General features: G+C 60.6%; 10 protein-coding genes. 9 read left to right on the forward strand and 1 reads right to left on the reverse strand.

All coding sequences use genetic code 11. From position 1 onward, the window contains the following. The first annotated feature begins 47 nt into the window (after positions 1-47). A complete protein-coding gene (locus FHT82_RS28780; protein WP_183736120.1) occupies positions 48-446 on the forward strand; it encodes a VOC family protein in 399 nt (132 codons plus the stop codon). A gap of 148 nt (positions 447-594) precedes the next feature. Next, entirely contained in the window at positions 595-1,134 is a 540-nt protein-coding gene (locus tag FHT82_RS28785; RefSeq protein ID WP_183736121.1) for a GNAT family protein, read from the forward strand. A gap of 174 nt (positions 1,135-1,308) precedes the next feature. On the opposite strand, the gene FHT82_RS28790 is transcribed toward FHT82_RS28785, so the two are convergent. Next, positions 1,309-2,349: a LacI family transcriptional regulator gene (locus FHT82_RS28790; protein ID WP_183736122.1), complete on the reverse strand. Its 1,041-nt coding sequence runs from the start codon at positions 2,347-2,349 to the stop codon at positions 1,309-1,311. Between the two features lie 455 nt (positions 2,350-2,804). On the opposite strand from FHT82_RS28790, the gene FHT82_RS28795 reads away from it, so the two are divergent. The 7 genes from FHT82_RS28795 to FHT82_RS28825 all read left to right on the forward strand — a co-directional run bounded on the left by FHT82_RS28795 (position 2,805) and on the right by FHT82_RS28825 (position 11,806). After that, entirely contained in the window at positions 2,805-4,040 is a 1,236-nt protein-coding gene (locus tag FHT82_RS28795; protein WP_183736123.1) for an ABC transporter substrate-binding protein, read from the forward strand. A 174-nt stretch (positions 4,041-4,214) separates the two neighbouring features. Further along, positions 4,215-5,120, forward strand: coding sequence for a sugar ABC transporter permease (locus FHT82_RS28800; protein WP_183736124.1), 906 nt, complete (start codon positions 4,215-4,217; stop codon positions 5,118-5,120). Next, on the forward strand, positions 5,113-6,057 hold the full coding sequence (locus FHT82_RS28805) for a carbohydrate ABC transporter permease (RefSeq protein ID WP_183736125.1): 945 nt from the start codon (positions 5,113-5,115) through the stop codon (positions 6,055-6,057). Before FHT82_RS28800 ends, FHT82_RS28805 begins: the two co-directional genes overlap by 8 nt. Positions 6,058-6,061: 4 nt before the next feature. Further along, complete coding sequence (locus tag FHT82_RS28810; protein ID WP_183736126.1) at positions 6,062-7,168, forward strand: ABC transporter ATP-binding protein; 1,107 nt, start codon at positions 6,062-6,064, stop codon at positions 7,166-7,168. A gap of 235 nt (positions 7,169-7,403) precedes the next feature. Continuing rightward, positions 7,404-9,860, forward strand: a complete 2,457-nt coding sequence (locus tag FHT82_RS28815; protein WP_183736127.1) for a glycoside hydrolase family 2 protein — start codon at positions 7,404-7,406, stop codon at positions 9,858-9,860. Between the two features lie 39 nt (positions 9,861-9,899). After that, positions 9,900-10,664, forward strand: coding sequence for a sugar phosphate isomerase/epimerase (locus tag FHT82_RS28820; RefSeq protein ID WP_183736128.1), 765 nt, complete (start codon positions 9,900-9,902; stop codon positions 10,662-10,664). Positions 10,665-10,672: 8 nt separating this feature from the next. Beyond that, positions 10,673-11,806 carry a Gfo/Idh/MocA family oxidoreductase gene (locus FHT82_RS28825; protein ID WP_183736129.1) on the forward strand — a complete coding sequence of 378 codons (1,134 nt, stop codon included), beginning with the start codon at positions 10,673-10,675 and terminating at the stop codon, positions 11,804-11,806. Positions 11,807-12,012 lie beyond the last annotated feature (206 nt).

Consider the following 12,012-nt stretch of genomic DNA (forward strand, 5'->3'; position numbering starts at 1 on the left):
TGTTATTCTGCCGTCATACGGCTGATTACAACGGGGAAGTCTGCGACATGCTTCATCATGCATCTTTCGGCGTGGTTGATATCGAACATTCGGCCAGGTTCTACGACGCCGCCCTCGGCGCGCTCGGCTATATCAGAGTCTGGGAGGATATTCGCCCCGGCGAGGAGGAGCAGGCTGTCGGCTACGGCGTGCCCGGCGGCGGCGACAAGCTGGCGATCAAATCGGTCGAGGCGGGGCAGGCTGCACCGGGTGCGGGCTTTCATCTCGCCTTTGCGGCACCGGATCGGCAGTCGGTGATCGAATTTCATGCGGCGGCGCTTGCGCATGGTGGTGTCGATAATGGCGGTCCAGGCTTGAGGCAGCATTATGGGCCGAACTATTTTGCTGCGTTTGTGATCGATCCAGATGGGTATCGTATCGAGGCGGTTTTCAATCAGGCGGGGTGAGGGCCGGCGATCCCGTCACTATGTGCCTCGTTCAGATCGATCGCGACTGCAAGTAGGTTGTGTTGCCTGTGGGCCATGCGCCAGTTGCGGTCGTTGCGATAGGCTTTAAACTGCCTGATGCGAAACAATACGGATCTTGGTTGCGGTTATGGTGCGTTTGAAGGGGGAGACAATCGTGCTGCGGCCGGCGTCTTTTGACGATGTGGATGCCCGGCTGTCTCTCGGCAACCCGGCCGAGATCGTCGAGATGTTCGGCATTGGCCGTAATGATGTGACGCCTCTCACGAGAGAGGGTGCTGTTCAGTGGATCCAGGGCCACATCGTTCATCCGCATGCCTGGATCATCGAATTTCAGGGGCGGCTGATCGGCGTAATCCGGCTGGACAGGCTCGATGCTATCGATCGCCGCGCCTCCATGGCGATCGGCATCTACGATCCGCAGTTGCTGGGAAAAGGGCTCGGGAGCGAGGCTATTCGTCTCCTCCTGCATCATGCTTTCGATGAGTTGGGGCTGCATCGGATCGGGATAAGGGTGCTTGCGTACAATACACGGGCGATCCGGGCCTACGAGAAATGCGGCTTCGTGATCGAAGGCAGGGAGCGGGAGGCCGCTTTCGTGAACGGTGTGTGGCATGACTACGTAATGATGGGGCTGCTGGAGACGGATTTTTCGGCGTCTTACCGATGAATGGCGCGGGGTGATCACTGCGCCACGGCGTGCGGCGAAAATCAGGCGCGGGACAGTGAGCCAGTCGGTCCGGGAGAACCACTGGCGGGTTTCATCGACGAATGTTCGCCGACATCGAAGAAGATTGCTTATATGGCGTGGCGGGTGGTTCAGCGGGTTTGTGTCTGGATCACCTTACCGCCCGTCCGGCCATTCCGGCTTGCTGATGGACTGCAGCAGCTCCGCATCCACGCCATCGATCCGCGCAATCACCTGTTTCGCCATCTCGCGGCCGGCGTGGCGGACGTCTTCGTAGGCGGTGATGATCTCCGGGCGGATCCAGTTGAGGATCGGGGCGGATTGTTTGGAGACGAGGTCGACGTCGTGGCCGAGGCGCTTGCCGGCGGCTTCGATGCCGGCGTTGACGGCGATGGTGGCGCTGCCGGCGGATGAGACGATGCCATCGGGCGCGCCCGGCGAGCGCATCAGCTGCTCCACGGCGTCACGGATTTCGGCGAGCGGGGCATCGATATTGACGCGCAGCGGCACTTCCTCGGCGCCGTAGTCGTGCAGACCGGTCTGAAAGCCGATGCGGGTGTGGGTGTAATAGGTGAGCTTGCTCGGCGGCTGGAGCAGGGCGATGCGCTTGCGGCTGCGCTGGACGAGCTTCTGCACGGCCTGATGGGCGTAAGCCTCGTTGTCGAAGTCGTGGTAGGGATGCACGAGGCCGCCATCGGTGCGGCCGTGGGTGGTGAAGGGCATGCCGCTTTCTGCGAGCAGGCGTACGCGCGGATCGTCAGGCTCGACGCGCGAGATGATGACACCGTCGGCAGAGCCGGTTTCCAGGATATAGCGCACCGGCAGCATGGGGTCCTTGCTGTGCGAATGCGGGGTGACGACGATATGGTAGGGCGTGCCGGTCAGCACCTCGGAAATGCCGAAGACCATCTGGCTGGAAAAGCCCATGATCTCCTCGTCGATGCTGAGCACCAGCGCAATGACGTTGGTCTTGCCGGTTCTCAGGCGCACGCCGGCCCTATTCGGCTGATAGCCGAGCTGGCGGGCGACCATGCGCACCCGTTCCTTCGTTTCAGCGCCGATATCCGGTGCATCTTTCAGCGCCCGCGACACGGTCGTCACGCCGAGGCCCGTCATGAAGGCGATCGTCTTCAGTGTCGGGCGCTCGCGCTGAACGGGACTCGATGCCGCTCCGCCGAAATTTCCGTTGTTTTCCATCCCTCTAGGCCCGCCTCGCGCGATTTGCTTCGCCTTATAGAGGCTTTTTGGCGCACTGTAAGTATGCCGCCGCTCAAAAAGCTCTCCTCCCTGAGCGAGACAATCTGTAACGATACAGTAGAAATGTCGAGCCCTTTTTCCGATCAACATTGCAGAGTGTTCCTCTCTGGTTGAATCGCCTGTTGATCCCACGATTTTTTGCGCCTGCGAAATAGGGAAAGACTGAAATTATCAGATTAATCAAAAATTAAATAATAAAATCAGAGATTTAATTTCATGCCGCAACTGCGATATCGTTTGCTTACGCTTTTCGCATCGAGCAAAGATGGGATCGGCAACTGCCCTCATAGGCTGTATTGGCGTCTCTCGCAGAAAATTTTGCGAGCAGGCGGTTGCGCGGATAAATCGATTGTTCTAAGTTTTTCCGGCAACGTTTCAGTGAGGGAGGAGAACTCATGAAAATCCGTATGATGGCGGCCGTGCTTGCCGCTTCCGTGGCCATTCCGTTTGGTGCCGCAAATGCGACCGATCTCGAAGTCACGCATTGGTGGACGTCGGGCGGTGAATCCGCGGCTGTCGCCGAGCTTGCAAAAGCATTCGACGCCACCGGCAACCACTGGGTAGACGGCGCTATCGCCGGTTCCGGCGGTACTGCACGTCCGATCATGATCAGCCGCATCACCGGCGGCGACCCGATGGGCGCCACCCAGTTCAACCACGGCCGCCAGGCCGAGGAGCTGGTTCAGGCCGGCTTGATGCGCGACTTGACCGATGTGGCGACCGCCGAGCACTGGAAGGACATCATTCGTCCGTCGAGCCTGCTCGATTCCTGCACGATCGACGGCAAGATCTACTGCGCTCCCGTCAACATCCATTCCTGGCAGTGGCTGTGGCTGTCGAATGCGGCCTTCACGAAGGCCGGCGTAGCCGTTCCGAAGAACTGGGACGAGTTCGTCGCTGCTGGTCCGGCTCTGGAAAAAGCCGGTATCATTCCGCTCGCCGTCGGCGGTCAGCCGTGGCAGGCTGCGGGCGCCTTCGACGTGCTGATGGTCGCGATCGCCGGCAAGGATACGTTCAACAAGGTGTTCAAGGACAAGGATGCGGAAGCTGCTGCCGGCCCTGAGATCGCCAAGGTCTTCAAGGCTGCCGACGACGCTCGCCGCATGTCGAAGGGCAGCAACGTTCAGGATTGGAACCAGGCCACCAACCTCGTCATCACGGGCAAGGCCGGCGGTCAGATCATGGGTGACTGGGCGCAAGGCGAATTCGCGCTTGCCGGCCAGAAGGCTGGCACCGACTACACCTGCCTGCCTGGCCTCGGCGTGAACGAGATTATCTCGACCGGCGGCGACGCCTTCTATTTCCCGCTGCTGAAAGACGAGGAAAAGTCGAAGGCTCAGGCCGTGCTCGCCAAGACCCTGCTCGATCCCAAGACCCAGGTTGCGTTCAACCTGAAAAAGGGCTCTCTGCCGGTTCGTGGCGACGTCGATCTCGCCGCCGCCAACGATTGCATGAAGAAGGGTCTCGATATCCTGGCGAAGGGCAACGTGATCGAAGGCACCGACCAGCTGCTTTCGGCCGACAGCCAGAAGCAGAAGGAAGACCTCTTCTCCGAATTTTTCGCCAACCCGTCGATGACGCCGGAAGACGCTCAGAAGCGTTTTGCCCAGATCATCGCTTCGGCTGACTGATCGATAGATTCGCTGCCTTTGCGATCCGGCTCCGTAAGAGCCGGATCGTTCCGGACGAATGTCCGGATGGCGGCGTCTCTCCGACATCCCCGGCAAATCCGGGGGGGGCAGGGTGGCAGACGGCCTCATGCCGGTCTGTCGCAGGTCGCAGTTGCGATTTGAGGAGAAGTGTTCATGACGGGGCAAGCGCAAGCAGGCCGGCCAATCAAGTTACTGCGCAATCTGAATGCCAAGATTGCATCCATACCGATGATCCTGACAGCGCTGGTGATTTTTGTCGGCGGCACATTCTGGACCGTCTTTTATTCCTTCACCAATTCGAAGCTCCTTCCGCGACTGAGCTTCGTCGGCTTTGACCAGTATCACCGTCTCTGGGCGGCGCCCCGCTGGGTGACGGCGATCGAGAATCTGGCTCTCTACGGCATTCTCTCGCTGATCTTCAGCCTGGTCATCGGTTTCCTGCTTGCTGCGCTGATGGACCAGAAGATCCGTTTCGAAAATACCTTCCGCACGATCTTCCTCTACCCATTCGCGCTGTCCTTCATCGTGACGGGCCTCGTTTGGCAGTGGATTCTGAACCCCGACTTCGGCGTTCAGTCGGTTGTGCGTTCGCTGGGTTGGACGAGCTTCACCTTTAACCCGCTCTATACGCCTGAAATCGTCATCTACGGCATTCTGATCGCGGCGCTGTGGCAGGGAACCGGTCTCGTGATGTGCCTGATGCTTGCGGGCCTGCGCGGGATCGACGAGGACATCTGGAAAGCGGCACGCGTCGACGGCATCCCGATGTGGAAGACCTATCTCTTCATCGTCATTCCTATGATGCGGCCGGTCTTCATCACGACGATCGTCATCATCGCCTCTGGCATCGTCAAGGTCTACGACCTCGTCGTCGCGCAGACATCCGGCGGTCCAGGCATATCATCGGAAGTTCCGGCGAAATACGTCTACGACTACATGTTCCAGGCGCAGAACCTGGGACAGGGCTTTGCCGCCTCGACGATGATGCTGGTCACTGTCGCGATCATTATCGTCCCGTGGGCCTATTTGGAATTCGGAGGAGGGCGCAAGCGTGGCTAATACAGGAACTCTCAACACCGTTGCCGCCGGTATCGACGCCGTTGCGCCGAGGCTCGGCGAAGGCCCGAGCGGCGCCAAGCCGCGCCCGGTGCTGTCGTCGCGCAATATCATGCTCTACGGCACGCTGGCCGTCGCGGCGCTCTACTATCTGCTGCCGCTCTACGTGATGGTCGTGACCTCGCTGAAGGGTATGCCGGAAATCCGTCTCGGCAACATCTTCTCGCCGCCGATGGAGATCACCTTCGAACCCTGGGTAAAGGCCTGGGCGGAGGCCTGTACCGGGCTCAACTGCGATGGTCTGTCGCGCGGTTTCTGGAACTCGGTGCGCATCACGGTGCCGTCGGTCGTCATCTCGATCGCCATCGCCTCCGTGAACGGCTATGCGCTTGCAAACTGGCGCTTCAAGGGATCCGAGCTTTTCTTCTCGATACTCATCATCGGGGCGTTCATTCCCTATCAGGTGATGATCTATCCGATCGTCATCATCCTGCGCGAGATCGGCCTCTACGGGTCGCTCACCGGCCTCGTCATCGTGCATTCGATCTTCGGCATGCCGATCCTGACGCTGCTGTTCCGCAACTATTTCGTGTCGCTGCCGGAGGAGCTGTTCAAGGCGGCGCGTGTCGATGGGGCAGGCTTCTGGCAGATCTTCCTGAAGATCATGCTGCCTATGTCGCTGCCGATCTTCGTCGTCGCGATGATCCTGCAGGTCACCGGCATCTGGAACGACTTCCTGTTCGGCGTGGTCTTCACCCGGCCGGATACCTATCCGATGACCGTGCAGCTCAACAACATCGTCAATTCCGTCCAGGGCGTGAAGGAATACAACGTCAACATGGCGGCAACGATCCTCACCGGTCTCGTGCCGCTGATCGTCTATTTCGTCTCAGGGCGGCTTTTCGTCCGTGGCATCGCCGCCGGCGCAGTGAAGGGTTGATCCCATGAACATGAATTCAAGTGTCTCCAACTCCAGCGTCTCCATCAGGGATCTGTCGCTGAATTTCGGCTCGGTCAGCGTGCTCAAGGACCTGAACCTCGACATCAACGATGGCGAATTCCTGGTGCTGCTCGGCTCGTCCGGCTGCGGCAAGTCGACTTTGCTGAATTGCATTGCCGGCCTGCTCGACGCCTCGGAAGGGCAGATCTTCATCAAGGGCAAGAACGTCACCTGGGAAGAGCCGAAGGACCGCGGCATCGGCATGGTCTTTCAATCCTATGCGCTTTACCCGCAGATGAGTGTCGAAAAGAACCTCTCCTTCGGTCTGCGCGTTGCCAAGGTGCCGCAGGCCGAGATCGACAAGCGCGTGGCGCGCGCGGCCGAGATCCTGCAGATCCAGCCGCTCCTGAAGCGCAAGCCGGCGGAGCTTTCCGGCGGGCAGCGCCAGCGTGTGGCGATCGGCCGTGCGCTGGTGCGCGACGTCGACGTCTTCCTCTTCGACGAGCCGCTGTCGAACCTCGATGCCAAGCTGCGCTCGGAATTGCGCGTCGAGATCAAGCGCCTGCACCAGTCGCTACAGAACACGATGATCTACGTCACGCACGACCAGATCGAGGCACTGACGCTCGCCGACCGCATCGCCATCATGAAGAGCGGCATCATCCAGCAGCTCGACGATCCGACGACGATCTACAACCGGCCGCGCAACCTCTTCGTCGCCGGCTTCATCGGCTCGCCGTCGATGAATTTCCTGCGTGGCGAACTGGTCAGCACGGGCGACGGGATGGCCTTTACCGCCAACGGCGTCAACTTCTCGCTTGCCGGCTACGACGCCGGTGAAACGCTGCAGCCCGGCCGTAAGGTGGTGCTCGGCGTTCGCCCCGAGCACATCAAGGTCAACGAGAATACGGGTGGCGAAGAACATGATGCCACCGTCGATATCGAAGAACCCATGGGGGCGGATAATCTGCTCTGGCTGAAACATGCCGGCCACACGATGTCCGTCCGCGTCAACGGCGCGCGTCGCTTTAATGTCGGGGCCAAGGTGAAGCTGAATTTCGACATGTCGGTCGCTTCACTTTTCGACGCGGCGACGGAAAACCGTATCTGAGACCTTGACCCCAGGCAGATGAAGGCGAGGGTGGTGGTACCTTCGCCTGAGTCCGCCAGCGCTGCCCGGCCCGGCGGCAACGCAGAATGAAAGACAGCCCTTTCCCCCTGGCCTTTTCCCGGCTCACGGGGAGAGGCAGGGTGCGGGGGCTTCGCCCGGCACCGGCGGGAACATCCTCTGTTCCGGCTCAATCATCAAGGGGGCGCCGTCCCTCGTCCAAGATCGAGATCACGCAATGACCCAGTCCACGACCTCCATCGACCTGTCCGGCTCCTGGCAGCTCTCTTCCGGCGACGGCGAAGCGAAATGTGGGATCACGCTTCCCGGCGACGTGCATACGGCGCTGCACCGGGCCAATCTCATTCCCGATCCGTATTTCGGGCGCAACGAGGAAGTGGTGCAATGGGTGGCGCGTCGCGAATGGACGGTGGAGCGCAGCTTCACGCTTCCTGATGCCGAGGGCGACTGGTACCTCGACATCGACTATCTCGACACGGTCGCAAGCGTCTACGTCAATGGCTTCCTGGCGCTCGAAGCCGATAACAGCTTCCGCCGCTACCGTCCGGATGTTTCGAGCATGCTGAAGGCGGGAGACAATTCCATACGCATCGTCTTTGCCTCCAACGTCGCTGTCGGCGCTGAACGGCAGAAGCAGCAGCCATTCTACATTCCCTACAGCACGGGTAACTCGCCGATCCCTGACGGCAACATGCTGCGCAAGCCGCAGTGCCATTTCGGCTGGGACTGGAATATCGCCATTGCGCCGCTCGGCCTTTACGGCACGATCGCGCTGAAGAAGCTGGAGACGGCGCGCATCGAGCATGTGCTGACGCGTCAGACCCATAATGCCGATGGTTCGGTGGAACTGCAGGTCACGGCGACGCTCTATGCCAAAGACCCCGGCATCGCCGAACTGCATTTCGATCTCCACGGCGAGCGTGTACGGCTCGATGTCGGCGTCAACGTCGGCGAGACGAACGTCAATTATGTCTTCCAGATCGACAATCCGCGCCTTTGGTGGCCTTCGGGCAGTGGCGAGCAGGTGCTCTATAAGCTGACCGTCGAACTGCCGTCTGACAGTGTGACGAAGCAGATCGGCCTCAGAACCATCGAACTCATCACCACGCCTGACGCCGCCGGCAGCCGTTTTGCCTTCAAGGTCAACGGCCGCGAAATCTTCTGCCGCGGCGCCAACTGGATCCCGGCGGATGCGCTCTTCTCGTTGTCGTCAGAGGAAAAGATAGAGGATCTGCTGCAGTCGGCCAAGGCCGCCAACATGAACATGATCCGCGTCTGGGGTGGCGGCTTCTACGAGCAGGACTGGTTCTACGACATCTGCGACCGGCTCGGCCTGATGGTCTGGCAGGACTTCATGTTCGCCTGCAACCTCTATCCTTCGACCGAGGATTTCCTCGAAAATGTCGCTGTCGAGGTGGATTATCAGGTCCGCCGGCTCTCCTCGCATGCCTCGATCGCGCTCTGGTGCGGTGACAACGAGCTCGTCGGCGCGCTGACCTGGTTCGAGGAGTCCCGTAGGGATCGTGACCGCTATCTCGTTTCCTATGACCGGCTGAATCGTACGATCGAACAGTCTGTGAAGAAGGCGATGCCGGGCGCTCTCTGGTGGCCGTCGAGCCCGGCTTCCGGTTATCTCGATTTCGGCGATGCCTGGCATGCCGATGGTTCCGGCGACATGCACTACTGGTCGGTCTGGCACGAGAACAAGTCGTTCGACAATTACCGCTCGGTCAGGCCGCGTTTCTGCTCGGAATTCGGCTTCCAGTCCTATACGTCGCTGCCTGTCATCAAGACCTATGCCGACGCCAAGGACATGAATGTCGCGTCGCCCGTCATGGAGCTGCATCAGAAGAATGCCGGCGGCAATGAGCGCATTGCCGGCACGATGTTCCGCTACTTCCGCTTCCCGAAGGATTTCCCGAATTTCGTCTATCTCTCCCAGATCCAGCAGGGTTTGGCGATCAAGACGGCGGTGGAATATTGGCGTTCGCTGAAACCCCATTGCATGGGCACGATCTACTGGCAGCTCAACGACACCTGGCCGGTCGCCTCATGGTCGAGCCTCGATTACGGCGGTCGCTGGAAGGCGATGCACTATCTCGTCAAGCGCTTCTTCCAGCCGGTGGCGGTTGCCGCCATTCCGTCCGACGACGGCAAGTCGATCCGCTTCTCGCTGGTCAATGACACGCTTGCCGATGTCAGCGTCGATCTTGCGATCTCCATCCTGACAATGAAGGGCGAGCGCAAGCATCTGAAAAATGCGCAGGCCATGTGCGCGCCGGATGCGGCCTGCACAGCGGCGACGCTCGACATGTCCGAGATCCCCGAGGGCACGCTGCTTGCTTGGCACTTCACCGCGTCGAACGGCATGGGCGGCGAGGGGCACTATGTCAACGGCACCTACAAGGCGCTGGAACTGGAGCCTGCAGGTTTGACGGTCACCCATGAATTCGTCGAAGCGAACGGCTCCGTCGATATCAACGTCACCGCGAAGGGGCTGGCGCTCTTCGTGATGATCGAGACGGACACCGATGGCAAATATTCCGACAACGCCTTCGACCTTGCGTCAGGCGAAAGCCGCCGCATCACCTTCACCCCGGCCAAGCCGCTCGAAAAGGGCAAGCTGCCGGAATTCCGCTTCTACGACCTGCATTCCTGCCAGTCGGCAGATTGATCTTACGTGAGAACGGGCACGAGGCCCGAGGAGGATGACATGACCAAGCTCAGCTATCAGCTCTATAGCGCCCGCAATTTCCCGCCGCTGTCGGCGATCTTCGAAAAGCTCGGCAAGGCCGGCTATGGCGAAGTCGAAGGTTTCGGCGGCATCTATGCCGAACTCGACGAAGCCGGCCTGAAGAGCCTGCGCGCCGATCTCGACAAGAACGGCCTCGTGATGGCGACCGGCCATTTCAGCCCCGATTTCCTCGACGGCAACGTCGAGAAGTCGCTGCAGATCGCCAAGGTCCTCGGGATGGATTCCATCTACGCGCCGCATCTGATGCCCGACCAGCGCCCGACGGATGCAGCCGGCTGGCTCGCCTTCGGCAAGCGCCTGCAGGAAATGAGCAAGCCCTACAAGGATGCGGGCTATGAATTCGGCTGGCACAATCACGACTTCGAATTCGTGAAGCTTTCGGACGGCTCGCTGCCGATCGAGCGTATTTTCGAAGGCGCGCCCGGCATCACCTGGGAAGCGGATATCGCCTGGGTCGTTCGCGGCGGTGCTGACCCCTATGCCTGGGTCGAGAAGCTTGGGGACCGCATCAGCGCCGTGCACGTCAAGGACATTGCGCCGGCTGGCGAAGCCGCTGATGAAGGCGGCTGGGCCGATGTCGGCCATGGCACGATCGGCTGGGCGAAGCTGCTTCCGGTCGTCAAGGCGAAGACCAAGGCCAAGCATTTCGTCGTCGAGCACGACAATCCCAATGATATCGACCGCAACATCACGCGCTCGATCGCTTCCTTCAAGACCTACTGAGGCAGACCATGACTAGGGAACTTGGCGTCGGCATCATCGGATGCGGCAATATCTCCACCACTTACTTTTCGCTCGCACCGCTCTTCAAGGGGCTGAAGGTGCTGGCCTGCGCCGATATCAACGTGCAGGCCGCAAAGCTTCGCGCCGAGGAATATGGCGTTGTCGCGCAGACGATCGAAGAGCTTCTCGCCAATGACGAGATCGACGTCGTCGTCAACCTGACGATCCCGGATGCGCATTATCCGGTGTCGAAGGCAGCGCTCGAAGCCGGCAAGCATGTCTATTCGGAAAAGCCTCTCGTGCTCTCACTGGAGCAGGGCGAGGAGCTTCGCCGCATCGCCAAGGAGAAGGGGCTTTCCGTCGGCTGCGCGCCCGATACCTTCCTCGGCGGCGCGCATCAGCTCGCCCGCAAGTTCGTCGATGACGGTGGCATCGGTCGCATCACGTCGGGCGCCTGCTATGTCATGGGGCCGGGCATGGAAATGTGGCACCCGAACCCGGACTTCTTCTTCCTGCCGGGCGGCGGCCCGATCCTCGACATGGGGCCGTATTACATCGCCAACCTGATCAACCTGATCGGGCCGGTGAAGCGTGTTGTCGGCATGACCTCGATGGCGTCGGAAACCCGCACCATCACCAGCCAGCCACGCAGCGGCGAGACCATTCCGGTCAAGACGCCGACGACGATCCAGGCGCTGCTCGAATTCGTTTCCGGCGCCACCATCACGCTGACGGCAAGCTGGGATGTCTGGTCGCACCGCCATGCCAACATGGAGCTCTACGGCACGGATGGATCGCTCTACGTGCCGGACCCGAATTTCTTCGGCGGTGTCGTCGAGGCCAGCGGCCGCGACAAGGAGATCAAGGCCTTGGAAGCCTGGGATCACCCCTTCGGCAAGTTCAACCAGGAAAGCCCGAACGGCCCGCGCGCCAATTACCGCACGGCCGGCCTTGCCGACATGGCCATGGCGCTGATCGAGGGCCGCGATGCGCGCTGCTCGCTCGACCGCACGCTGCACGGCGTCGACATCATGACCTCGATCCTGAAGTCGGGTGCGGAAGGCCGTTTCGTCGATCTGACGACGACCTGCACGCAGCCCGCGGCTCTGGGCATTGAAGAGGCGCAGGCGCTGTTGAAGTAAGGTGAGGGGTGCGCCGTGCGTTTTTCGTGCGGCGCGCTTGCTCCAACGCTTCCGTCATCCTCGGGCTTGTCCCGAGGATCTACTGATGGCGCGGCAGATCCTCGGGACAAGCCCACTGCTGTCCGGTTTAAGTTTAGCCTATTGGCAGAGGGATTTGTCGTGGGTCTGATCTTGTTGCAGGCGGTTGCCTTCGCAGCGCATCGATT

Source organism: Rhizobium sp. BK275 (assembly GCF_014193555.1).
Taxonomy (GTDB): Bacteria; Pseudomonadota; Alphaproteobacteria; order Rhizobiales; family Rhizobiaceae; genus Rhizobium.